Below are 24,722 nucleotides of genomic sequence, written 5' to 3'. Positions count from 1 at the left end.
GTCGCCGGAACCCTGTTAAGTTCCTGTAACACCGCGACTTTCGGCCTGCGATAAACTGCCGCATCGCGGACCGTCCTTCATTACAAAAGTTTAACCCCGCATCCAGCGCGCGGTAAGGCGCAAGTCCCCATGTTCAGGTCCGCAAGGTGCCGCCATCTGGCACCAAATGGATTTCAAGGCCCTGGAGACCTGCATGACCGATCGTCCCGACCTCACGAACCTTCCGTCCTACCGGCAGCCCCGCCGTTCCGTATTTTCTGCCCGCAGAGTCGCGCTGATGGCCTCGGTCGTCGCCGGTCTCGGTATCGCTGTCCATGGATTCAGCCCGTCGACGTCGCCCGTCGACCTGTTCTCCAGCCCGGCGCATGCGCAGGTCAACAACGAGGTCAAGAAGGTCGAACGTCCGATCGGCTTCGCCGACATCGTCGAGCGCGTGAAGCCCTCGGTGATCTCGGTGAAGGTCAACATCAAGGAGAAGACCGCGAGCAACGACGATGGCGATGATTCCGCCTCGCCGTTCCAGCCGGGCTCGCCGATGGAGCGCTTCTTCCGCCGTTTCGGCGGTCCGGATGGTATTCCGGGCCTGAAGGGTGGTGGTCGTGGCCGCGTCGTCCAAGGCCAGGGCTCCGGCTTCTTCATCTCGGCTGACGGCTTTGCCGTGACCAACAACCACGTGGTCGACGGCGCCGACAAGGTCGAGGTCACCACCGACGACGGCAAGACCTACACCGCCAAGGTGATCGGCACCGACCAGCGCACCGACCTTGCTCTGATCAAGGTCGAGGGCGGCTCGAACTTCTCGTTCGCCAAGCTTGCCGACGGCAAGCCGCGGATCGGCGACTGGGTGCTGGCGGTCGGCAACCCCTTCGGCCTCGGCGGCACCGTGACCGCGGGCATCGTCTCGGCCAGCGGCCGCGACATCGGCAACGGTCCGTATGACGATTTCATCCAGATCGACGCGCCCGTGAACAAGGGCAATTCCGGCGGTCCGGCCTTCAACACCGACGGCGAGGTGATGGGCGTCAACACCGCGATCTACTCGCCCTCGGGCGGCAGCGTCGGCATCGCGTTCTCGATTCCCGCCAACACCGTGAAGAGTGTGGTCGCCCAGCTCAAGGACAAGGGCTCGGTCAGCCGTGGCTGGATCGGCGTACAGATCCAGCCGGTGACGTCAGACATCGCCGACAGCCTCGGCATGAAGAAGGCTGAAGGCGCGCTGGTGGCGGAGCCGCAGAAGGATGGTCCGGCGGCCAAGGCCGGCATCGAGTCCGGCGACGTCATCACCTCGGTCAACGGCGAATCCGTCAAGGACGCCCGCGAGCTCGCCCGCACCATCGGCGGCATGGCGCCCGGCGCGTCCGTGAAGCTCAACGTGCTGCACAAGGGCCAGGACAAGGTCGTGAACCTGACCCTCGGCCAGCTGCCGAGCACGGTCGAGGCCAAGGCCGACATCGATAACGACAGCGGCAAGAGCGCGAGCAAAGGCACCGACGTGCCGAAGCTCGGCATGACGGTTGCGCCCGCCAACTCCGTGGCCGGTGCCGGCAAGGACGGCGTCGTGGTCACCGAAGTCGATCCGAAGAGCGCAGCCGCCGAGCGCGGCTTCAAGGAAGGCGACGTGATTCTCGAAGTCGGCGGCAAGAGCGTGAGCACCGCCGGCGATGTCCGCGACGCCATCAACACGGCGCGGACCGACAACAAGAACAGCGTCCTGATGCGCGTGAAGAGCGGCGGCCAGTCGCGCTTCGTCGCGGTGCCCATCGCCAAAGGCTAACAAGGGCTAAGCCTCAGGAGGCTTACGAGATGAAGGGTGTCGCCGGCATCAGTCGCCCCCGCCGCCGGCACTCTTCCGGGGAGCAGCCCAAAGCTCGCTCCCCACACCTACCTTCCGGTGGAATTACGCCCCCCTCCGTCGGAAGGCCTAGGGCGGTGAGGTCCCCCCAGCTTCACCGCCCGCCTTTTTGTCTACCCAAGTCTCGTCCGCTTGGCTTGCATGCGATTGCCGCTCGCGCCATGTTTAGAGAAGGTTGACCTCCTTGACCGCCGCCGAACGCACGATGCGCCTCCTCATCATCGAAGACGACCGCGAATCCGCCGACTATCTCGTGAAGGCGTTTCGCGAGGTCGGACACATTGCCGACCTGGCCGGTGACGGCGAGGAGGGCCTCGCCATGGCCGAGAACGGCGATTACGACGTGCTGGTGGTCGACCGCATGCTGCCCAAGCGCGACGGGCTGGCGCTGATCGGCTCGCTGCGCGACAAGGGCGACTCGACGCCGGTGCTGATTCTTTCCGCGCTCGGGCAGGTCGACGATCGCATCAAGGGCCTGCGCGCCGGCGGCGACGACTATCTGCCAAAGCCCTATTCCTTCGCCGAGCTGCTCGCCCGCGTCGAGGTGCTGTCGCGCCGCCGCGGCGGCCCGGCCGAGGATACGCTCTACCGTGTCGGTGATCTCGAGCTCGACCGGCTCTCGCACCGGGTCGCCCGCGGCAAGGACGAGCTGACGCTGCAGCCGCGCGAATTCCGCCTGCTCGAATATCTGATGAAGCATGCCGGCCAGGTCGTGACGCGCACCATGCTGCTGGAGAACGTCTGGGACTACCATTTTGATCCGCAGACCAACGTGATCGACGTGCACATTTCGCGGCTGCGCTCCAAGATCGACAAGGGTTTTGAGCGGCCGCTGCTGCACACGATCCGCGGCGCCGGGTACATGATCCGTGACGGGATCAGATAAACCGTTGAAGTTGGCCTATTCGCGGCCGTCTCACCGCTCCCGCAAGCTCTCCTGCCCATACCGGATCAGCGGCGACACTAGATAGCTGATGATCTTCCTTGTGCCGGTCTTGATCTCGACGGTTACGGCCATGCCGGGCGCGAGGTTGACGGTGCGGCCGTCGATGTCCATCTGGGCGCGGTCCAGCGAGACGCGGGCGGAGTAGACCAGCTCCTCGCCCTTGGGTTCACTGGATGATGTCTCGGTGCCGGCGGGTGTGTCGCCGGGCTTTTCCGGCGGCTTCTGGCGGACGATGGCGTCCTGGGAGACGCTGAGCACCTTGCCCTGGCGCAAGCCGTAGCGGGTGAAGCTGAAGGTGTCGACCTTGATCGCGGCGTCCTCGCCCGGGGTGACGAAGCCGATGTCGCGGTTCGAGATTATCGCCTCGATCTCGAGGCCGCCGCTGGTGGGCACGACGACCATCAGCGTCTGAGCCGGTGTCACCACGCCGCCGACCGAGTGCACGGCGAGCTGCTGGACTATGCCGTCCTCCTGCGCGGCGAGGCGGAGCAGGCTGGTGCGCTGCTCGGCCTTGACGATGTCCTGGCGCAGGCCCGCGGCCTTCTGCTCGGCTTTCGCAAGCTCGTCGAACAGGCCGCGCTGATATTCCGCCTCGGTGCGCCGCAGCGTCTCCTCGATGCCTCCAACGGCGGCATCGGCCTCGACATAGTGGCTCTTCTGGACCAGCAATTCCTGCTGTTGCGCGACCAGGTCCTGCGTTTCCGTGAGGTATTGCAGTTTGGAGCCGAACTCGCGGTCGACGAGATATTTTCGCACATCGACCCGCTGCTGCATGATGGGAATCAGAGCGCTGATCTTGCCGATCGTGGCCTCGGTGGTCGAACGCTCCGCTTTCTTCTGCGTGCCCTGCCATTCGAGCGAGGTGATCTTGGACGCCTGCTCGGCGGCCTGCGAGGCCAGGAAACGCTTTGCGGTGCGGATCTGATCGGGGGTCGCGCGCGCGGGCGCGATGAATTTGGCGGGATCGCCGCCGGCCAGCGCCGCTTGCAGGCGCGCGATGTCGAGCTCGCTGGCGAGCAAATCGCTCTGGAGATGGCCGAGCTCGGCCTGGCTCATGGTGGGATCGAGCTCGATCAGGAGGTCGCCGGCCTTGACGCGCTGACCGTCCTGCACGTGGATGGCGCGCACGACCGCGGTCTCGAACGGCTGGATCACCTTGGTGCGGCCGTCGGGGACGATCTTGCCGGTCGCGGTCGCGATGATGTCGACCGTGCCGATGCTGGCCCACACCAGCGCGATCAGAAACATCGCCGAGATCGACGCCGAGATGGCGCGGCCGATCGGCGAAGGCGGGGTCTCGACGATCTCGATCGCCGCGGGGAGGAACGCCAGTTCGTCACGCGTCCGCGTCGGGCTGCGCAACGAGGCCATGAGCGCACTAGCCGACTTCATGGATGCCTGCCTGGACTCGATGCAGCGTCGCGTAGCGGCCGCCGCTGCGGATCAGCTGGTCGTGCGAACCGTCCTCGACGATACGGCCGCGCTCCACGGTGATGATGCGGTCCGCGGTGCGTACGGTCGACAGGCGGTGGGCGATGATCAGCACGGTACGGCCCGCCGTGATCTCGCTCATGTTGTGCTGGATGATGCGCTCGCTTTCATAGTCGAGCGCGCTCGTTGCTTCGTCGAAGATGAGAACGCGCGGATTGGTCGTCAGCGCGCGTGCGATCGCGATGCGCTGGCGCTGGCCGCCGGACAGCGTGCTGCCGCGCTCGCCGATGACGGTGTCGTAACCGTCCTGGAGTTCGAGGATGAAGTCGTGTGCGCCGGCGAGCTTTGCGGCGGCCACGACGCGCTCCATCGGCAGCGCGGGGTCGGCCAGCGCAATGTTGTCGCGCACCGAGCGGTTGAACAGCATGTTCTCCTGGAGCACGACGCCGACCTGCCGGCGCAGCCAGGTCGGATCGACCGCCGCAAGGTCATTGCCGTCGACCAGCACGCGGCCGCTCTCGGGGAGATAAAGCCGCTGGATCAGCTTTCCGAGCGTGCTCTTGCCGGAGCCGGAGGTGCCGACGATGCCGACGATCTGGCCGGCCGGAATCTTCAGAGTGATGTCGTTCAGGATCTGCGGTCCGTCGACGCGGTAGCGGAAGCCGACATGCTCGAAGGTGATGTCGCCACGGATAGCAGGCAACGCCGCGCGCCCCGGGCGATGGCTCGGCTCGGGCACGGTGTTGAGGATGTCGCCGAGCCGCTCGACCGACAGCCGCGCTTGGTGGAAATCCTGCCAGAGCTGGGCGAGCCGCAGCACCGGCGCAGTGACCCGTCCCGACAGCATGTTGAAGGCGACGAGCTCGCCGACCGTAAGGTTACCGTCGATGACCAGCTTGGCGCCGAAATAGAGCAAGATCGCCATGTTGACCTTGCTGACGAACTGAACGGCCTGGCTTGCAACATTGCCGAGATTGACCACGCGAAAGCTCGAGGCGACGTAGCCGGCAAGCTGCTCTTCCCAACGCTTCTGCATCTGTGGCTCGACCGCCATCGCCTTCAAGGTCTCGACGCCGGTGACGCTCTCGACAAGGAACGACTGGTTCTCCGCACCGCGCTTGAACTTCTCGTCGAGACGGTAGCGGAATAGCGGCGTGGCGCCGGCCGAGATGACGATGTAGAGCGGGAACGACGCCAGCACGATCGCGGTCAGCAGCGGCGAGTAGAACGCCATCAGGCCGAGGAAGACGAAGGTGAAGAACAGATCGATCACCAGCGTCAGCGCCGAGCCGGTGATGAAGTTGCGCAGGTTCTCCAGCTCGCGCACCCGCGCGACCGTGTCGCCGACCCGCCGCGCCTGGAAATAGGACAGCGGCAGCGCCAGCAGATGGTGGAACAGCCGCGCGCCGAGCTCGACATCGATGCGATTGGTCGTGTGCGAGAAGAGGTAGGTGCGGAGCGCGCCGAGCACGACCTCGAAAATCGAGATCGCGACGATGCCGGCGACCAGCACATCCAGCGTGCCGAGGCTGCGATGCACCAGCACCTTGTCGATCACCACCTGGAAGAACAGCGGCGACACCAGCGCGAAGATCTGGAGGAAGAACGAGGCGAGCAGCACTTCGCCGAGCAGGCCGCGATAGCGGTTGACCGCGCCCATGAACCAGGTGATGTCGAAGCGCCGCGACAGATCGGCGAGGCCGGCGCGCTTGGTCATCAGCACGATGCGGCCGTCCCAGAGCACCTCGAACTGCGCCTTGGTCAGCATCTGCGGCCGCGGCGAGCCCGGATATTGCACGATGGCCTTGCCGTCGCCAGCCTTGCCCAGGATCAGGAAGCCGCCGTCGCGCAAGGGCACGATGGCCGGCAGCGGCGTCTTGTCGAGCCGGTCCCAGCTCGTCTTTACCACGCGCGCCTTGATGTTGAACTGCCTGGTACAGCGCAGCATCTCCGTGGTGCCGATCACGGTGACGCCGAGCTGATGGCGGAGCTGCTCCGGCTCGGCGGGCACCCCAAGGAATTGGAGCATCATGACGAGCGCGGTCAGGCCGGGGTCGGCCGGTGGCTTCGGCATGGCCTGCACCGGCGGCTCCTTTGCGGCCGGGGCGCGTGAAATGGTCTCGTTCGGGCTCATTGGATGCAAATATCCGCGGTCATCGGGTCCGGACGATTTCACGGACAGGTGTCCCGCCGGTCGGCAGGGCGGCTGATAGCTAACGCGGCTATGTTACGGTTTGATAACTATGTCAGACGCTCACATAACAGTGGAATTTGGCGTTCTGCAGCTGGATGCGGGGCGGCGGGAGGCAAGTTCACCTCCCGCCGCGATCGCATGACGCACCGGGGCGGGGCCCGGTGCGCAGATCGTATTGGCCGGATCAGCCGTGGCTGGCCAGCGTGGGCTGCTGCTGCGTCGTGTCCGAAGACACGAGGCTGCTCTCCCCGGCGTCCGGAACGATGCTCGCCGACTGCTGCACCAGCAGCGACAGCGAGATCGCGGTGCCGCCGTGGCCGTCGTCGATCACGTTGAGCTGAGTGTCGGACTGCAGGCCTGCGAACTGATAGGTACCAGTGCCCAAGTTCGTGACGAGCGTCAGGGTCGAACCGTCGAAATCGAGTGAGGAGACCGACATATTGAGCAGGTCGATCGTGTCACCGACTTCGAAGTTCGTGACGATGCCGGTGAGGCCGGAAGCGCTTTCGAGCGTCAACGTTGCAGCCGAGCCGGCGAAGTCGACGCCGTTCTGGACGCCTCCGGCGAAGACATGCTCGACCCCGCCCGCAAGGTGGGTATTGTCGGCGGTGCCTGCGACATCGAATTCGCCGCTGTTGAGCGTCGTGTTGGACGCCGTTCCGATCACGAACCCGACTCCGCCGTTGATCGTCGTGGACGCGGCCGAGCCGCCGGCGTCGACATAGAGCAGACCGCCGCCGTTGACCGTCGTCGCCGTCACCGATCCGCCCGCGCCAATGTAAGAATTGCCGCCGTTCTCGATCACGGTGTTCTCGGCGATGCCGCCATCCAGCACCTGCTGATTGCCGCTGAGGTTCGTGCCGGAGACGGTGGCATGGTAGACATCCTGGAAGCCGCCAGCCGCAACGATCGTGCCGGTCGCGCTGCCGCCGTGATAGACGTGCTGCGCGCCGCCGTTCTTGACGGTCACACCGGTCGCGACGCCGCCGCCCAGCGAGTTGCCGCCACCGACCGAGCCGCCGGCCGCCGTGCCGTCGACATACTGGAAGCCGCCGTCGATCACGGTGTCGCTGGCCGACCCACCGGCATCGATGTATTGGAAACCGCCGGTCTTGACCAGCGTGCCGGCGCTGGTGCCGCCATCGCCGACATATTGGTAGCCGCCGCTATGGACCGTGGTGTCGATGGCCGTTCCGCCCGCCAGCACCTGCTGGTTGCCGCTGAGGCTGACGTTTCTGATGGTCGAGTTCGAGTAGACGTCCTGGTAGCCGCCGGCCTCGACCGTCGAACCGTTGGCGCTGCCGCCGAAGTAGACGTGCTGCTGGCCGCCCGCGTGAACGGTGGTGTCGTTCGCGGTGCCGTAGTCGTACTGCACGCCGCCGCTGAGGATGTCGGTATGCTCAGTGGTCGCGCCGTTGAGGACGTCGACGACGCCGCCATTGCCGATCGTGATCTGGCCGGAGACGTTGCCGCCGGTGACGACATCGAGAGTGCCGTCGCCGAGCACGACATAGCCCTGTGAGGTCGTCGATGCGGCTGTGACCGAAACCGCGCCGGTCGAGACCAGCGTCGGCGCCGCGAAGCCAGTCGAGGTGCCGGCGTTGCCGGCTGCATCGGTGGTCTTGGCGGTCAGGTTGTTGGCGCCTTCCACCAGCGTCACGCCGGCGAGACTCCAGGAGCCGTTGGCGCCGGCCGTGGTGGTGCCGACCAGGGTCGCACCGTCATAGACCGAAACCAGCAGGCCGGCTTCGGTGGTGCCGCTCACCGTGAAGGTGGGCAGGTTGGCAGTGTCGAGCGTCACGCCGGTGACGCCGACGGCCGGGGCAACCGTGTCGACGGTCACGTTGATTGCGGAGGCGGCATCGCTCACGGCGCCGGTCGTATCGGTGACCTTCGCTGTGACGGCGTGGGCCGCATTGCCGAGCACGCCGGTCTGGATGTCGATGTAGCCGCGCGCGACGTCGGCGAGCGAGAGCGTGACTGCCGAGCCGATCGCGGTCTGGCCGTCGAACAACTGCACAACGTCGCCGGCGAAGTTACTGCCGGTGGCGATCCGGACCGTCAGGTCGGTATCGTTGGTGCTGGCGCCGTTGGCGAGCGCGCCGCTGTTGGGCGAGACGTCATCGGTGACCGACACGATGGTCGGCGCGGTCGGGGCGTTCAACAGGTTGAAGACCTGCGCGGTGATGCCGTAGGAGGACTTGTCACCAAGCATCTGGCTGAAGTCCTGCCAGCTGATGACGAAGCCGCCATTGGCGAGCGCCGAGACGGTCGGATAGTACTGATAGCTGTTGGTCTGCGAGTTGACGATGTACTCGCCGCCGATCTTGTTGCCGGCGGCATCATAGACCTGCGCCTTGATGCCGGAGCCGCTGCCGTCGGCCGTTCCTTCGTCCGACCAGGTCACGACGAAGCCGCCGCCGGTCAGTGCGGTGATGCTCGAAAAGCCCTGGTTGCCGCCGGTCTGGGTGTTGACTTGGAATTCCGAGCCGACCTTGTTGCCGCCAGCCGTGAAGACCTGCGCGCGAACTTCGCCGCTGGTGTCCTCGAAGCTGATGACGAAATTGCCGTTGGCAAGACCGGTCACGCCGGCAACCATGCGGCTGTTGTAATAGGCGGTGTCGACGGTGAATTCGGAGCCGACCTTGGTCGCGCCGCTCGCACCCGGGTGGAACACCTGGCCGCGGACTTCCCAATTGCCGGTGCGGAAATCGTTCCAGGTGACGACGAAGTCGCCGTTGCTGAGCGTTGCGATCGAGGCGCGCTCCTGATCGAAGTTGGCGCTGGCAGAGTTGACGAGGAATTCGGAGCCGACCTTGGCGCCGTTCGCGTCATAGACCTGGGCCTTGATGTCGGGCGCGACGCTGCCCTGGTTGGTCCAGGCGACGACGAAGCCGCCATTGGGCAGGCCGGTGATGGCCGGGGTATTCTGGTTGTTGGCGGTGACGGAGTTGATCAGGAATTCGCCGCCGACCTTGGCGCCGTTCGCGCCGTAGATCTGGGCCTTGATGTCGCCGCTCGTGGAGTTCTGGTCCTGCCAGGAGACGACGAAGCCGCCGTTGCTGAGGCCGGTCACGACCGGGGAGGCCTGCGAACCGTTGGTCTGGGTGTTGACCAGGAATTCGCCGCCGACCTTGCTGCCGTCCGCCGCATAGAGCTGGGCCTTGACGGCCGAGCCGCTGGCATCGCCGAGCGTGCTGCTGCCGCTGGTGGAGCCGGCGAGGCCGTCCTGCCAGGTGACGACAAAGCCGCCATTGGTCAGGCCGGTAATGGAGGGATACCACTGGCTGCCAGCCGTCTGGCTATTGACCTGAAATTCGGTACCTATTTTTACAACGGTGGTCATAACATACCTCAAGTGATGCTAAAGGAGCGCTGAAGGGCTGGCGCTGCGACCGCCTGTTGCGAGGGCCTGCGCTGAACCTGCACGGGCTCTAAACGATCTATTTATGATATTTTATGATACATTTTTGCGCGGTATGCGGCATTTTGTCCGTAATAACGTTACATCAATGATATGAAGGGGGCGCGTGCAGCCGAGGCGATTGCTCCAAATGGTATGCAATCCTGCGCTGGGCATGCCTCCCGCATAGGCAGGCGTGACTGGAGCCGCAGTCGCAGGGCCCGCATTGCCGATGATGAATGTGTTGGCGCGCTGCACTCGATGGCACGCGACCTGCTGCGTCTGAGACTTGATGAGCGAAGAGTGGCGAGGCTTCCGCCGATGGCCTTGGCCGGAGCAGGGCTCGATAGCCGAGGAAGCTGTACCGGGACTTGTCCCGGTACAGCAATGTCGTCTCAGGTCAGCTCTGGGCGTGAACGAGCGAGGCGCCCTCGGGATCGGAGCCCTGCTGCGTGATCGCGCCTTCGCCTGCATCCGGGACCAGGCTCGCCGAGAACTGCGAGAGCAGCGACAACGACACGGACGTGCCGCCATGGCCGTCCGAGGCGACGTTCAACGCGGTGCCGGCCTCGACGCCTGCGAATTGATAGGCGAGGGAGCCGTTACCGGTGATCAGCGTGAGCGTCGCGCCATCGAATTCGTACGAGCTCACAGCGAGGCTGCGGAAGTCGATGACGTCGCCGACCTCGAAATTCGAGATTGTGCCGGTCAGGCCGGAGGGGTCGTCGAGATAGAGCGTTGAAGCCGAGCCTGCGAAGTCGGCGCCGTTCTGGACGCCGCCGGCGTAAACATGTTCGGCGCCGCCGGCCAGATGCGTGTTGCTGGCGCTGCCAGCCACATCGAACTCGCCGCTGTTGACGGTCGTGCCCGAGGCCGTTCCCGCCACGAAGGCGAAGCCGCCGTTGACCGTCGTGGAGGCCGCCGAACCGCCAGCGTCCACATATTGCAGGCCGCTGGCGTTGACCGTCGTTCCCGTCGCCGATGCGCCGGAGCCGATATATTCGTTGCCGCCGGCCAGGATCACGGTGTCGTTCGACGTTCCCGTGCCCAGAACCTGAAGGCTGCCGCTGACCTGGCTGCCCTGCACGCTGCCGCTGTTGACCTGCTGGAAGCCGCCGGCCAGGACCGTCGTCGTGATCGCGGTGCCGTCTAGCACGATGTGCTGAATGCCGCCGCTGTTGACGGTGGTGTTGTTGGTCGTTCCGGCGACTTCCTGGACGCCGCCGCCGAACACGACGGTGTCGTTGCCGGTGCCGAGCACGTATTGATAGCCGCCGTTGTTGATCGCGGTGCCGTTGGCGGTGCCGTCCTCGCCGACATATTGCAGGCCGCCCGACGAAACGATCGTCCCGTTGGTGGTGCCGCCAGCCGCCACGAACTCGTTACCGCCGTTGACGATGACCGTCGCATAGGTCACGCCGCCGACATGCACCTGCTGGAAGCCGGCGAGCGTCGTTCCGGTGACGGTGGCGTTCATGACGTCCTGGTAGCTGCCGGCGGTAACCGTGACGTTGCTCGCGGTGCCGCCATAGACGTGCTGCGTGCCGCCATTGGAGATCACGACGCCGTTGGCCGTGCCGTAATTGTATTGCGTGCCGCCCACGATGGTCGTGTTGTTGGCGACACCGCCGGTTTCGATCACCATGAAGCTGCCGGAGCCGATGACGACTGCACCGGACACGACACCGCCGCTGGCGATGGTGAGCGTGCCCGGAGTGACGACGACATAAGTCGTGGTGGTGGGAGTGGAGACAGTGCCGGTGTTTACAAAATCAGTCATTGATGCCTCAAATGAGCGCTATTGGGATTGGTCGCGATGTAGATACAATTAAAATAGGAATCATTCCATCGCGAATGATATAATATATATCATAACGCGCGTGCAATATTATAGGATTGTTCGCGACGAGAAGGTGCAGCCAGACGCCGGACGGGCGATGCCGTGCCGACGTTCACGCACGGCCGGCGGGCACGCGGGCAACGGTGTGCCGTGCGCGCAGGGGCATCTATAGGCTGTTCTGCGGGTGAACTAGCGCTCGACGGTTAGGGCCGGCGGCTTCGGTTGCTCGGAGCCGAAGGCCACCCAGACGTTCGGGTCGGTGGCGCTTTGCCGCGACAGGTAGCGGTATTTGGTCTCATACCAGAACAGGATTTCCGGGGTCTGGTTGTCGAGTATCATCTCGCCGCGGTCGGAGCGAACGGTGAGTACGGCGTGACGCCCCTTCGCCGGACCGGGCTCCTCGACCGTGGTGATCAGGAGCGATCCCTGCGGCCAGCCCAGCTTGGCGAGCATCTTGCGCTTGAGCAGGACGATGTCCTCGCAATCGCCGCGATCAAGCGGCAGCGTCCAGCGTTCGGCCTTGCCGTAAAGCGCGTCATCGCTGGTCCAGGCGACGCGATCATTGACGTATTTGTTGATCTCGTAGAGCTGCTGAAGCAGTTCGGGCGTGAGCACGACGTCCCGCGCCTGATCGGCGCCGGGCCGGCACTCCTCGGCATTCTCGGCGCAGAACTGTTGCCAGCCGGACGGTGCCTTGGTCGCGGCGCCGATCGCAGCAAAGAGGGTGGGGCGGGCCAGGAAAGCATGGGCCGGCAGCGCCATCGACAGACAGGCCGCGGCCAAGCCGGCGGCCGCCAGCGTCGTCAGTCTCTGCTTTGCGTTGCGACTTCCCGCCATGTCGTCCCCCGACGCTCCCTGTGCTGGGGAGGTTGGCAGAGACAGCTCGCGATCCGGCTAAGCTATTGCTTCAAATTGTACCGATCCGCGCGATCTCGGCTGGGACGGCGGCGGTGATGGTGTGATTTTCGTTAAGACCGGCGTTACACCGTCACATCTTGATATGACGGCATTCCCCGCAGCTTGCGGCCCTCACGGTCGATCAGAACGGCGACTCCTCGGGCCAGCGCAGCGCGTGCCATTGGCCGGCCGCGATCTGGCCGCGGCTCATCTTCGAGGCGACCGCATTGCGCAACTTTGCAAAATTCTCGCGCGTTTTCCTCGGTGCGTGCGCAGCCGCGAGGTTCAGCCATTTGTAGGCGGCGACGTCGTCCTGCGGCACGCCCTGGCCCTTGTCGTAGGCGAGGCCGAGCAGATATTGCGACGTGGTGTCGCCTTGCTCGGCGGCCAGCCTGTACCAGTAGCCGGCGGCGTCATAGGCCTGCGGCAGGCCTTGTCCGGTCGCGTACATGAAGCCGACCATCCCTTGCGCGCGGGCATTGCCGCGCTCGGCCTGCGGCAACAGCAGACGGGCGGCGGTATTGTAGTCGCCGCGGTTGAACGCGCCGGTTCCGGCGCCGAGGGAATCTGCGTGGGCGATGCTTGTCGAGGCAAGTCCCAGCACGATGGCGGAAATCAAGAGTCTGCTGGACCTGATCATGTTAACCGCTCCTCGGGTAATTTGTACCGGCTCAGCGGTAGGTCGTCGGCGCGGGTTTCGGCCCGATTGCGTTGATCGTGCCGCGCAGCTTGGTGCGCAGCTCCTCGGCGACGAAATGAGCATCGGCGCCGTCGCGGATGATCTGCGGCCGGATGAAGATGATCAGCTCGGTGCGCTTGACCTGCTTGTCCGTCTGCCCGAACACGGCTTCGCCGAGGCCGGGAATCTGGTCGAGGCCCGGAATGCCCGCGCGGGTCTTGGTCTGGGTGTCGCTGATCAGGCCCGCCAGCAGGACCGTTTGTCCGCTCGCGACCGCGACCGAGCTGCGCACCTTGCGGGTCGATACCGTCGGCGTCAGCGAGTTGGTCGACGTCGAGGACGAACCTGACGACGAATTGCTGACAGGATTGGAGATCTCCTGCTCGACATCGAGCCTGACATTGCCGTTGGCATTGATCCGCGGCACCACGCGCAGGATGATGCCGGTGCTGCGATAGTCGGTCGTGTTGGCGATGGTGTTGTTGCCGGTCAGCACGGTTGCGCTTCCGGTCTGGATCGGGATCTCGTCGCCGACCTGGAGCGTCGCGACCTGGTTGTCGATCACGACCAGGGAGGGATTCGACAGCACCTTGACGTCGGTGACCGCATGCAGTGCGTTGAGCACGGCGCGCGGCGTCTGCGCCGAGCCGACCAGGAAGTTGAAGCCGGGGATGGCGCGCTGGAGCACGACATCGGTTGCCGCCGCGACGACCGACGTTGCGCCGTTAAAGCCCGTCGAGCCGGTGTTGGGCTTCAGGCCGACATCGCGGCTCATGATGTAGGACTGGATGCCATATTGGAGATCGTCGGTTAGCGTCACCTCGGCGATGGTGGCGTCAATGGCGACCTGGAGCTGCGGCTGGTCGATCTCCTTGATGGTCTGCTCGATGATCCGGTACTGTTCCTGGCTCGCATAGATCAATAGCGTGTTATTGACGCTGTCGGGAGTGATGCGGACACCGTCGAGAACGTTGCCGGGACCTGTGCCGCCGCGGCCTGAATTCTGTGCTGTGGCGGAGTTGTCGAACAGGCTGCCGCCGCCTTGCGAAGCGGATGATGAACCGTAGGCGGCCTGATTGCCGGTGGACGCGTCGGCCGCACCCGAGCTTGCGACGCGTCCGCCTGAATTCGAGCCAAAACCGCCGCTCGACTGATTGGGCGAGGCCGACAGGCGGCTGAGCGCAGAGCCGCCGCTCGAGCTCGAGGCGAGGCCGGATCCCGGTGCGACCTGTCCGCCCGGGCTGTCGAGCGGAGAGGCGGACGAGCCGGAAGAGCTGCTCGAACCGAAGACGTCGTTGAGCACCCGCGCGATCTGCCGGGCGTCGCCGAACTTCACGCGGTAGACGTGGACCGCGGAGCGGCCTGTATTGGTGGTGTCGAGGCGGCGGATCCAGGTCTCGACACGATTCAACAGCTCCGGCTTCCGCGTCACCGCGAGCACCGCGTTCATCCGGGCGATCGACTGGAATTTGATCACGTTCTGCGTCATGCCGCCTTCGCCGGAATCGACGATCTTTTCGAGCTCGGCGATGATCGGTCCCGGATTGCTGTTCTGCACCGGGAAGATGCCGACCGACTGTCCCTTCAAAAAGTCCGCATCGAAGCTCAGCACGAGATCGACCGCGTTGCGGCGCTCGCTGCCGGAGCCCTGGATCAGGATCAGGTTGCGGCTGGTGTCGGCGCGGATCATGCCCTGCTTGGTGGCAAAACTGTCGACCAGCTTGATGACGGTCTGCGCCGAGACATATTGCAACGGCACGATCGTTATGCCGTAGCCCGGTGTCATGCGATCGGAGGCGTCCGCACCGCCGACGCCGACCGCGTCGCCCTGCGGCATCAGCCGGTAGCCGGTATCGTCGCGCACCAGCGCGACGCCGCCGATCCGCAGCGCGTTTTCGAGCGCGAAGACGACGTCGGATTTGGGGATCGGACGGCCCGAGGAAAGGCTGATATTGCCCTGGACGCGAGGATCGATGACGTAACCGACGCCGAGGATGTCGCCGAGCACGATCTTGGCGACGGATGCGACCGGCGAGTTGTCGAAATTGAGCTCGAACCGGTCGGTGCTGACCGCCGCTTGCTGCGAGGAGGTGGCGGTTGGCGCGTCGTCGCTTGCAACCGCAGCATAGATCGCGGTCTTGGCGCGGGGGCCGGTCGAGAGCTCGCGCTGCGGCAACTGGTTCGGATAGCGCGGCAACAGGTCAACCGAGCGGACCTTGTCGAAGACATCCGGATCCTTGGTGTCGGCATCGGCGATGCCGCTCACCGTGTTGCACGATCCGAGCAATACGCAGATGGCAGCGCATTGGACAACCAAGCCGATCCGGAATGCTGCTCGGCTCACTGGACTGCCTCACTCACGCGCCGCCCACTGTTATTCCCGTCGAGGCGGGGCGGGCCGAATGAGGCTTGCTTAACCCTCTCGTATGACAGTCGTGTGTTATGAATTCTGTTAGCCCTGTGCCCGTCGCGCGCGAGTTTATTATGAGAATGTGATGCGACGGGAAATTGCTCAGAGACATCAAGGGCGTTCTGTTTGATCATGTTGTGACGGGCTGGGGACGATATTGCGATCGACCATGCCGTCACATTTCCAATCGGAGAAGTAAGGTAAACGGCCCGCTCGCCGCTCTGCGGCCGTCAGAGTGACTACGGTACACGTCCATGGCCTCCCCGAATGCGCACGAGTTCGTAGCTCGTTTCAGCCAGAAAGTTGGCCTGAATCCGGACGCGGACAAGCTCGGCAGGCCGAATGGGTCCCGCCCTGCCGAAGGTGGTCTGCGTAAGCTGTGGGAAATGAGTGAATTGTCGGCGAGCGAATTCGCCGACGAGGTGTCGCTGTTCTTCGAGCTTCCGCGAGTGACGCTTCAGGAGATGATGGCGACGGAATCCCGCGCGCAGCAGTTTTCGCGCCGGTTCCTGCGCGAAATGGCGGTATTCCCGTGTCAGCCCGCTGGCGGATCGCCGGTGCTTGTGCTGGCCGACCCCACGGACCGGGCATCCATACAGGCGGCCGCAATCGTGCTTGGCACAGTGCCGACCATCAAGGTTGCCTCGTTCGAGGATATCGCCACCGTGCTCGACCAGCGTCTCGGCGAGGAGGAGAGCGCCAGCGCCGAGACCGCCGTCAGTGCCACAGCGCAGGACGACGACATTGACAATCTGCGCGACCTTGCCAGCGGCGCGCCGGTCGTTCGCGCCGTCAACGACATGTTCGAGACCGCCGTCGAGCTGCGCGCCAGCGATATCCATATCGAGCCCGGCCGCACCTCGCTGGTGATACGGATGCGCGTCGATGGGCTGTTGCGCAATGTCGCGACACCGAACGGCGTACCCCCGGCGGCGGTGATCTCGCGTATCAAGATCCTGGCGGGACTGAACATCGCCGAGCGCCGGTTGCCGCAGGACGGCGGCGCGCGGGTACGGGCGGCGCGCTCGGAGATCGACGTGCGGGTCGCGATCATGCCGACGCAGCATGGCGAGTCCGCCGTCATCCGCCTGCTGCCGCGGGACCGCGCTTTGCTGTCGATCGACAAGCTCGGCTTCCTGCCCGGCGACCAGGGCAAATTGCGACGCATGCTGGCACTGCCGCACGGCATGATCATCGTCACCGGCCCGACCGGCAGCGGCAAGACCACGACGCTCGCGACGGTGCTGTCGCTGCTCAACGAGCCGACCCGAAAGATCCTCACCATTGAGGATCCCGTCGAATACGAGATCCCCGGCATCTCCCAGTCGCAGGCCAAGCCCTCGATCGGTCTGACCTTCGCCACCGCGCTGCGGTCATTCGTGCGCCAGGACCCCGACGTCATCATGGTCGGCGAAGTCCGCGATTCCGAGACCGCTCATGTTGCGATCCACGCAGCGCTCACCGGCCATCTCGTGCTGACCACGCTGCACACCGAGACGGCGGCGGCCGCCGTGCCGCGCCTGCTTGATCTCGGCGTCGAGGCGTTCCTGCTGCGCTCGACCCTGCGCGCGGTGATCGCGCAGCGCCTGGTCCGCCAGCTCTGTGACCGCTGCAAGAGCAGCCGGCCGCTGACCCATGCCGACGTCGAGGCCGATCCGCGCTACACGGCGGTCGGTTTGTCCGTCGGCAATGTCATCTTCGAACCCGTCGGCTGCGAGCGCTGCGGCAATGTCGGCTATCGCGGTCGTATCGGCGTGTTCGAGGTGCTCGAGATGAATGAGGAAGTCCGCGCGCTGGTCGAGGAGCAGTCCGACTGGGAATCCATCGATAAGGTCGCCATCCGCAACGGCATGACGACCATGATCGAGGATGGCCTCGCCAAATGCCTGTCGGGCATGACCTCGGCGGCGGAGATCCTGCGCGTGACCACCGTGCGGTGACGAGATGCCGAACTTTCGCTATCGCGCGCTGACGCAGAAGGGAGAGGTCGTCTCCGGCTCGATCACGGCGGCCAACCTCGCCGAAGTGTCCCAGCGCATCGAATATCTCGGCCTGGTCGCGATCGACGCCGGGCCCGAGGAGGAAGCCAAGGGCTGGTCGCTCTCGCTGGCGTCGTTGACGTTGTCGAAGCCGGGGCCTGCGGATGTCACGATCTTCACGCGCGACCTTGCCCTGCTCTTGAAGGCCGGTGCTCGGCTGAATGATGCGCTCGAACTGCTCGCAGGCGATATGGACGTCAGCCGGCTTCGCCCGGTTGTCAATATTATCAAGACCGCGATCCTGTCCGGCGAGAGCTTTGCCGAAGCGCTCGCGCGCGAGCCGACGCTGTTTCCGCCGATGTATGTCGCCCTGGTCAGAGTCGGCGAGATGTCGGGCACGCTGGACCACATTCTGGAGACGATCGGGACAGAGCGCACGCGCGCGGAAGCTCTGCGCCGCAAGGTGACCGGCGCCCTGCAATATCCTGCCTTCGTGCTGCTCGCGGCCGGCGGCGTGCTGATCTTCTTCGTCACGTTCGTGCTTCCGCAGTTTTCGGCGGTGTTGCGCGACTTCAACGCCAAGACCGATCCCGTCATCGAGGTGTTCCTGACGCTGTCGGACATCCTGCGCGGTCACGGCTTCGAGGTTGGTGCTGTGGTCGCCATTGCCGTCATCGGCGGCTGGCTGGCTTGGCGCAGGCCATCCGTCCGCGCCAGCATCGTGACGCAGATCGCGCGGCTGCCTGTCATCTCGACCGTGGTCGAATTCCATCGCGCCGCGCTGTTCTCGCGCAATCTCGGCATCTTGCTCGGCAGCGGCGTGACGCTCACGGCGACGCTTCGCATCCTGATCGACATCATGACTGCGACCGGCAACGTGCAGGCCTGGGCGGCGATGGCCGACCGCGTGCGCCATGGCGGCAGGCTCGCCGAGGCGCTGGCCGCTTCGGCCGTGCTGCCGCCCGTCGCGGTGCGGATGCTGCGGCTTGGCGAGGAGACCGGACAGTTGCCGACGCTGTCGGGCCGGGTCGCGGAGTTCTACGAGGAAAAGCTGCAGCGGCAGCTCGATCGCGTCGTCGCCATCATCGGGCCTGCCGCGATCATCCTCATCAGCGTCGTGGTCGGGGGCCTGATCGTGTCGGTCATGACGGCGCTATTGTCAGTGACGCAAGTCGTCGGTTGAGAAGGGGAGGGGTTCGCATGATCCGCGTGTCTAGGAAGGCGCTGTTCCCTGCGCCGAGGCGGCGGCGCCGGCGTCGCGGCGAGGAAGGCTTTACGCTGGTGGAGATGCTGGTCGTCATCACCATCATCGGCATGATCATGGCGCTGGTCGGCCCGCGGGTGCTGAACTATCTCAGCGAATCCCGCGTCAAGGCGGCCAAGATACAGATCCAGAGTTTCAGCAGCGCGCTCGACCTGTTCTACCTCGACGCTGGCCGCTTCCCGACCAGCTCGGAAGGACTTGGCGCCCTCGCGCATGCCGTGAGCGGCGTGGCGTCCTGGAATGGTCCTTATTTGAAGGGCGGCAACGTTCCCAACGACCCATGGGGCAATCCTTATGTCTACAAACAGCCGGCGGAACGCGCGCCCTACGAAATTCGCTCGCTCGGCTCCGACGGCCAGGAAGGCGGAACGGGAACCTCGACCGATCTCGTCTCCGGAGCGAACTGATACGGGCGAGGCCGGCTTCACGCTGCTCGAAATGGTCTGCGTGCTGGCCATCGTCGCGATGCTCGCGGCCGTTCTGCTGCCGCGCTTTCCGTCGCAGACCTCGCGGCCGCGGCTCGAGGCTTATGCGATCGAGGTTGCGGCCCTGCTCAAGGCCGACCGCAACGCCGCGCTGTCGCGTTACGGCGCGGTCAGCGCCGTTGTAGACGCGCGGGCACGTACCGTGAGGTCGGGTTCGGGCCCCTGGATCATCCAGGTGCCGCCGGACGTGGTGTTCGACGCGCTGCTGCCACAACGCTGCAACGGCCGGCCGGCGCTCTCGACCATCAGCTTCTTTGCCAGCGGCATGTCGTGCGGCGGCACGATCCGTCTGACACGCCTTGGCAACGCCGTCGAGGTGCGCGTGAACTGGTTGACGGGAGGCGTGGACGTTGTCGCGCAGGAAGTCCTCTAGCCGTCGGCGCGAAGCCGGCTTCACCATGATCGAGGCCGTCGTGGCGCTCGCGCTGGTGACGATCGTGCTCGCTGCGATCGGAACGTTGGTCGCGACCAATTCGCGCGGCGCCTGGAAGCTCGAGCAGCATGCCGCCCTCGTCAATGCGGCGCGCGTGGTGGTGTCCACCTTGCCGCGCGCCGGAGCGCCGATGCTTGATGATCTGCGCGGACGGGTCACCGGCCACCGCTGGCAGATGCGCATGACGCCATTCCTCGACGATGTGCCTGTCGTGCCGGAGTCGCGGTTCGTTCCGCAGCGCGTCGAATTGCGCGTGCAGGCGCCGGGCGGGGCGATCGTGTCGTTCGAAACGATCCGCTTGCAGAGCAGAGGCGGGGGCTGATGACGGACGCCCGGCAATGGCGCGGCGAAGACGGCTTCACGTTGTTCGAAGCCCTGGTTGCGCTGGCACTGATGGGCCTGATCATGGGCGCACTGGCTTCGGTCACCGGGCAATGGCTGCCGAGCTGGAATCGCGGCATCATTCGTGCCCAGCGTAACGAGCAGGTCGCGGTCGCTCTCGACCGGCTCACGGCCGATCTGGCGGCGGCCGACTACGTGACGCGGTCGGACAATCTGCCGTTGTTTCGCGGCGGGGAGCAGGCCGTGATGTTCGTTCGCTCCGTGCTCGGCCCGAATGGTCGGCCGGGGCTGGAGATCGTGCGGATCTCCGAGATCAACGACAGAAACGGTCCGGCACTGGTGCGCATGCGCGCGCCGTTCGTGCTGTTGAAGGCGGGGGATCCCAGGGCAGATCAGATTCCGTTCGTCGATCCCGTCGTGCTGCTGCGACTGCCATATCGCATAAGCTTCGCCTATGCCGGCCTTGACGGCAAATGGGGCAGCCGCTGGCTCAACTCCGGCGAACTGCCGATGTCGGTCCGCGTCGACATCAGGGATGTCGAGCGCGGAACCGTGATTTCGAGCGCCGCGCGGATCCATGTCGAGACAGGCGCGCCGCGGCCGGATCCGTCGACCGAGCAGGAGGCGACGCAGACGCAACCCGGTAACGGGCCGACGCAATGACCAGTCCGGCCGCTCGACTGAGACGCAAGCTTGCAGCGCAGGACGGGTTCATCGTCGTCGCCACCCTGTGGCTGCTTGCCGGACTGGCCGCGCTTGCGACCGTCGCTTCGGTCTACATTGCGCAGTCGGCCAATGCGTTGTCGGCGCTGGACGCGGCGACGCAATGGGAAATGCTGGGTTCGGCCGGTGTCGAGCTCGCAGCCTACCAATTGTCGGCGCCTGCGACGATGCGGCGTCCGACCCATGGCGGCTTTGGCTTTCGCCTGGCGGATGCGTCCGTGCGCGTCGAGTACATGTCGGAATCGGCACGGATCAATCTCAATATGGCGCCGCGCACGATGATAGCGGGCCTGTTCAGGGCGCTCGGCACGCCAGCGGAAGCAGCCGACGAATATGCCGCGCGTGTCATTGCCTGGCGGCGTACGCCGAGACCGGATGGGAAGGACACGGAGCCGGCAGCTTATGCCGCGGCGGACCTCGCTTACGTGCCGCGACAAGCGCCATTCAGCAGCGCCGATGAGCTGTGGCTGGTGCTCGGCCTGCCGGCCGCGCTGGTCGAGCATGCGATGCCTTTCGTCACAGTCTATAGCGGCATGGCTGAAATCAACGTGCTAGATGCCGCGCCGGAAGTGATCGCCGCATTGCCGGACATGACGACGGCCAGGCTCGACGCCTTCCTCAATCAGCGCGCGGACCTGCCGCCCGACAATCCAGAGTTCGTTGTCGGCGCGCTCGGCGGGCGGCAGCCGGGCGCCACGATATCGGCGAGCGACGCCTATCGGGTGCGCATACGGATCACGCTACGGGACGGCCGGCAACGAACGCCCGAGGCGGTCATCCAGATTCCGGGACCGGGCGAGAAAGAAGCCTTCCGCGTACTGGCATGGACCGACGAGGTTGATCCGGATCGAGGAGGGCGGCCGAGGCCGCGGGAGAACAGATGAGTATTCCCGGTCAAATCGCCGCCGCGCTGTCGCTATGGATCGACAGCGTTGCGCGCACGGTGAGCGCGCGGCTCGAACGAACGCGAGGTGCGCGGCAGATCGCGATCAGCGAGGACGAGGAGGGCGCTCTGACGCTACGCCTTGCCTCGAACACGAGCAAGGATGCCGATCTGCCGCCCAGTCGCATCGACATTGTCGACGGCGTGATCAGCGAACCGCTGTCGGACGAATGGTCCGCGGCGATGAAGGGTGCTATGGTCGACCTCGCACTTCAGCCATCGCGCTTCGTATTTCGTCCGCTGGAGTTGCCGGGACGTGCGGTCGAGTTTCTCGACGGCATCATTCGTGCCCAGATCGATCGGCTGACACCCTGGAGCCCGGCGGAAGCGGTGTTTCACTGGACGCCGCCGCAGGCGATCGCCGATGACCATGTCGAGTTGACCGTGGTGGCGACGGCGCGCGCGGCGGTGACGTCGTTGTCGCAAGCTCTCCTCGATGCAGGCGCGGCCGCTGTCGAGGTCTCGACGGCAGCGCCGGGCATGGAGCGGGTCGCTGTCTATCATCAGCGCGTCGGCGGGCAAAACGGCTCGAGCCGGCTCCGCCTTGCGCTGATCGTAGTCCTCGCGACGACCGGCGTGCTGGCGATGCTGTCGGTCGGGCTCGGTGGGATCGCCACCGATTCCTACGATGCCCAGCTGCAGCAGACCCAGCGCCGGATCGCCGAGCGCCGCGCGCTCGCGCGCGGTGGGCAGGGCGGTCAGGGCAGTTCGGCCCTCGAAATTCTGGCGCGCCGCAAGCAGACGATGCCGTCGGCCGTGATGGTGCTGGAAGAGCTGTCCGGCCTCTTGCCCGACCACACCTACGCGACCGAGCTGAGGATCGAGGGCGGCAAGCTCCAGATCACAGGTCTGACCAGCGACGCCCCGTCGCTGATCCAGATCCTGGAGCAGTCGCCACATTTCGCCAGCGCAGGCTTCTTCGCACCGACGACGCGCGCCGCCAACGAGCCGGGGGAGCGCTTCCACATCGAGACCAGGATCAAGCCGCAATTCGGGCCGGGCACATGATCAGTATGCAGAAGTTCGAGGGATATCTCACGCGCTTACCGGTCGCCGCGGTCGCGGCCTATGTGGCGCTGGTGGTGTTGTTCGCGTTCACGACAGTGCAGACCGTGATCGAGGTCTTGGGTAGCCGCGATGCTGCGGCGTCAGCCGCAGAGATCCTTCAGACGCTCGAGGCCCGGCGTGCTACGCCGCCACCCGCCGTCCGTGCGGATATCAGCGTTCCCACGGGCTCGGCGTTCCTCGAAGGACAGACGGCCTCGATCGCAAGCGCCGTGCTGCTCCAGCGGGTGCTCGCGGCGACCAAGCGGGTGAACGGCAACACACTGTCGTCGCAGGTCGATGTCCAGGGACCGCTCGCCAAATCCGGCTTCGTCTCGGCGACGTTCAACATCGAGCTCGCTTCCGCATCTCTTCAGCCGCTCCTCTATGACCTGGAGGCCGGCATGCCCTTTCTGTTCATCGATGGTCTGGTCGTCCAGACCGCCTCGGGCAGCGCCGACAACAGCAAGTTGCGCCTGGTCCTCGGCATCTCGGCGCAGCGACAGAACGCGAAGTGAACGAAGCGACCTCGAGTGGAGGCGAAATCAGCTCTTGATCGTTGCGCGGTGGGCGCTCACGCGATTGCGGCGCGACCGGATGCCGGCTTCATTTCGGGTCTGAACAGCAGCAACAGGAGCGAGACACCGAACGCGTCGCCGAGACTGAACAATTGCGGTTGGAAGAAGGCCCCAAACGCCAGCGCGACCAATCCGCCCAAGCGGGCACAGGCAAAGCGGCGTTGCTGCCGATCCTTCCCCGTTGATCGCACCGCCTCGGCGCCTGCAGCGGCAATGACGCAACCGACAAAGAGGATTATCAATCCGCCCCCGACGATTCCGAATTCCACCAGCGTCTTCAGGTAGCCATTGTGCCCGGACTCGAAAGCTGACGCGCGCTTGAACCCGATGCCGAGCGGATGATCCATGATCGTCGCCAGGGCCGCGTACCAGTATTCGTCCCGTCCTGTGAATCCTGAAGACAGATCTCGACTGGAATCGTCAAGCGCGAGAAGGGTGGCAATCTGCGGCCAAAGGAATATGCACAACAGCAACGCAACGATTGCAGCGGCAACCTTCCACGGGCGTAGGGAATTGAAGGTCAAGTCATGCACGATAAACGCGGAAATGCAGCCGATCAGGGCGTACCGCGAGCTGACGAGAGCGGCCATCGAGATACACAGGATCCTGACGAAGATGCCCGTTTTCCCTGCATGAAACTGCGACAGAATGAAGCCTGCGAGCAACGGTGCGGCAAAAAGATTTGGCTGAATACCCCCGACGTTGCGGCCTTGCGGTAATCCCAGGACGGCCAGCGCGGAGATGCCGAACAGACAAAATATGATGGATGCCACGTTCATGCAGGTTTCCACATCGTCCGGAGGCAGCGTCCATACGACAGACAGCATCAAAGCGGTCAGCATGAGCAGAATGGTGTAGACAACGCCAACGAACGTCGCCGCCTCTTCATCGTGCAGTTGCAGGGCAACGGACAGGTAGATGATGCCAATGATCGCCAGCTGGGCGAGGCTCAATCGCCCCAGGCTGGCGAGCGCGCGCGAAGTGTGCACCAAGCACACCGTCGTGATGAACAGCGCGATTCCGGTAATCTGGCCAATCAGAACCGTGCCGCCTAAGGCGAACGAAGTCGGAGCGTCCGCGAAGTCCGGGTTCAGATCAATCATGGGGAAGCAAAGCAGGCCGCACCACACCCAGAAAGAGCCGATGACTGCAATCGTCGGAGCGCTGCGAGCGCGGAAAATTGCGGCAGCACCAGCGGTCAATCGATGCTGGCCCGGGTTGGTCGTCGATCGATCGACGAAAGATCCTGGTCGGTTCAAGGAAATCGTCCCTCTTGCGG

The 24,722-nt window shown here is 65.0% G+C and carries 19 protein-coding genes; 11 read left to right on the top strand and 8 right to left on the bottom strand.

Annotated features, from left to right (window positions below; genetic code table 11):
• The first annotated feature begins 193 nt into the window (after positions 1 to 193).
• Together JJC00_RS26740 and JJC00_RS26735 are read left to right on the top strand one after the other, a co-directional pair.
• Entirely contained in the window at positions 194 to 1,774 is a 1,581-nt protein-coding gene (locus tag JJC00_RS26740; protein WP_200468852.1) for a Do family serine endopeptidase, read from the top strand.
• A gap of 283 nt (positions 1,775 to 2,057) precedes the next feature.
• Positions 2,058 to 2,738: a response regulator transcription factor gene (locus JJC00_RS26735; RefSeq protein ID WP_200468851.1), complete on the top strand. Its 681-nt coding sequence runs from the start codon at positions 2,058 to 2,060 to the stop codon at positions 2,736 to 2,738.
• A 30-nt stretch (positions 2,739 to 2,768) separates the two neighbouring features.
• On the opposite strand, the gene JJC00_RS26730 is transcribed toward JJC00_RS26735, so the two are convergent.
• The 7 genes from JJC00_RS26730 to gspD all read right to left on the bottom strand — a co-directional run bounded on the left by JJC00_RS26730 (position 2,769) and on the right by gspD (position 15,586).
• Positions 2,769 to 4,190, bottom strand: a complete 1,422-nt coding sequence (locus JJC00_RS26730) for an HlyD family type I secretion periplasmic adaptor subunit (RefSeq protein ID WP_200468850.1) — start codon at positions 4,188 to 4,190, stop codon at positions 2,769 to 2,771.
• On the bottom strand, positions 4,177 to 6,303 hold the full coding sequence (locus JJC00_RS26725; RefSeq protein ID WP_246774292.1) for a type I secretion system permease/ATPase: 2,127 nt from the start codon (positions 6,301 to 6,303) through the stop codon (positions 4,177 to 4,179). The genes JJC00_RS26730 and JJC00_RS26725 overlap by 14 nt, the downstream gene beginning before the upstream one ends.
• Positions 6,304 to 6,607: 304 nt before the next feature.
• Positions 6,608 to 9,769 (bottom strand): AIDA repeat-containing protein, encoded by a 3,162-nt coding sequence (locus JJC00_RS26720; RefSeq protein WP_200468848.1) that lies wholly within the window; start codon positions 9,767 to 9,769, stop codon positions 6,608 to 6,610.
• Positions 9,770 to 10,226: 457 nt separating this feature from the next.
• Positions 10,227 to 11,606, bottom strand: coding sequence for an AIDA repeat-containing protein (locus JJC00_RS26715; protein ID WP_200468847.1), 1,380 nt, complete (start codon positions 11,604 to 11,606; stop codon positions 10,227 to 10,229).
• 249 nt (positions 11,607 to 11,855) lie between these two features.
• A complete protein-coding gene (locus tag JJC00_RS26710; RefSeq protein ID WP_200468846.1) occupies positions 11,856 to 12,503 on the bottom strand; it encodes a transglutaminase-like cysteine peptidase in 648 nt (215 codons plus the stop codon).
• A gap of 202 nt (positions 12,504 to 12,705) precedes the next feature.
• Positions 12,706 to 13,203, bottom strand: coding sequence for a tetratricopeptide repeat protein (locus JJC00_RS26705; protein WP_200468845.1), 498 nt, complete (start codon positions 13,201 to 13,203; stop codon positions 12,706 to 12,708).
• A gap of 31 nt (positions 13,204 to 13,234) precedes the next feature.
• A complete protein-coding gene (gene gspD, locus JJC00_RS26700; RefSeq protein WP_200468844.1) occupies positions 13,235 to 15,586 on the bottom strand; it encodes a type II secretion system secretin GspD in 2,352 nt (783 codons plus the stop codon).
• Between the two features lie 320 nt (positions 15,587 to 15,906).
• On the opposite strand from gspD, the gene JJC00_RS26695 reads away from it, so the two are divergent.
• Genes JJC00_RS26695 through gspM form a run of 9 tightly spaced genes read left to right on the top strand, consistent with a single transcriptional unit; the run spans position 15,907 to position 23,383 of the window.
• Positions 15,907 to 17,592 (top strand): GspE/PulE family protein, encoded by a 1,686-nt coding sequence (locus JJC00_RS26695; protein ID WP_200468843.1) that lies wholly within the window; start codon positions 15,907 to 15,909, stop codon positions 17,590 to 17,592.
• A 4-nt stretch (positions 17,593 to 17,596) separates the two neighbouring features.
• Complete coding sequence (locus JJC00_RS26690; protein ID WP_200468842.1) at positions 17,597 to 18,814, top strand: type II secretion system F family protein; 1,218 nt, start codon at positions 17,597 to 17,599, stop codon at positions 18,812 to 18,814.
• A 17-nt stretch (positions 18,815 to 18,831) separates the two neighbouring features.
• Positions 18,832 to 19,302 carry a type II secretion system major pseudopilin GspG gene (gene gspG / locus JJC00_RS26685; RefSeq protein ID WP_071915602.1) on the top strand — a complete coding sequence of 157 codons (471 nt, stop codon included), beginning with the start codon at positions 18,832 to 18,834 and terminating at the stop codon, positions 19,300 to 19,302.
• A 31-nt stretch (positions 19,303 to 19,333) separates the two neighbouring features.
• Positions 19,334 to 19,753: a type II secretion system protein GspH gene (locus JJC00_RS26680; protein WP_246773932.1), complete on the top strand. Its 420-nt coding sequence runs from the start codon at positions 19,334 to 19,336 to the stop codon at positions 19,751 to 19,753.
• A 25-nt stretch (positions 19,754 to 19,778) separates the two neighbouring features.
• Positions 19,779 to 20,135, top strand: a complete 357-nt coding sequence (locus tag JJC00_RS26675) for a general secretion pathway protein GspI (protein ID WP_246774291.1) — start codon at positions 19,779 to 19,781, stop codon at positions 20,133 to 20,135.
• On the top strand, positions 20,135 to 20,818 hold the full coding sequence (locus JJC00_RS26670) for a PulJ/GspJ family protein (protein ID WP_200468839.1): 684 nt from the start codon (positions 20,135 to 20,137) through the stop codon (positions 20,816 to 20,818). The genes JJC00_RS26675 and JJC00_RS26670 overlap by 1 nt, the downstream gene beginning before the upstream one ends.
• Positions 20,815 to 21,762 (top strand): general secretion pathway protein GspK, encoded by a 948-nt coding sequence (locus JJC00_RS26665; RefSeq protein ID WP_200468838.1) that lies wholly within the window; start codon positions 20,815 to 20,817, stop codon positions 21,760 to 21,762. The genes JJC00_RS26670 and JJC00_RS26665 overlap by 4 nt, the downstream gene beginning before the upstream one ends.
• Positions 21,759 to 22,829, top strand: a complete 1,071-nt coding sequence (locus tag JJC00_RS26660; RefSeq protein WP_200468837.1) for a PilN domain-containing protein — start codon at positions 21,759 to 21,761, stop codon at positions 22,827 to 22,829. Before JJC00_RS26665 ends, JJC00_RS26660 begins: the two co-directional genes overlap by 4 nt.
• The gene (gene gspM, locus JJC00_RS26655; RefSeq protein WP_200468836.1) at positions 22,826 to 23,383 is read left to right on the top strand and encodes a type II secretion system protein GspM; all 558 of its coding nucleotides are present in this window, start codon (positions 22,826 to 22,828) and stop codon (positions 23,381 to 23,383) included. The genes JJC00_RS26660 and gspM overlap by 4 nt, the downstream gene beginning before the upstream one ends.
• A 56-nt stretch (positions 23,384 to 23,439) precedes the next feature.
• Here gspM and JJC00_RS26650 read toward each other — a convergent pair whose 3' ends face one another.
• Complete coding sequence (locus JJC00_RS26650; protein ID WP_200468835.1) at positions 23,440 to 24,702, bottom strand: O-antigen ligase family protein; 1,263 nt, start codon at positions 24,700 to 24,702, stop codon at positions 23,440 to 23,442.
• Positions 24,703 to 24,722: the final 20 nt, after the last annotated feature.

The sequence above is a fragment of the Bradyrhizobium diazoefficiens genome (assembly GCF_016616885.1).
Lineage (GTDB): Bacteria > Pseudomonadota > Alphaproteobacteria > Rhizobiales > Xanthobacteraceae > Bradyrhizobium > Bradyrhizobium diazoefficiens_F.
Note: the sequence above shows the minus strand (reverse complement) of the source record. Positions and strands in the feature narration are given on the sequence as shown.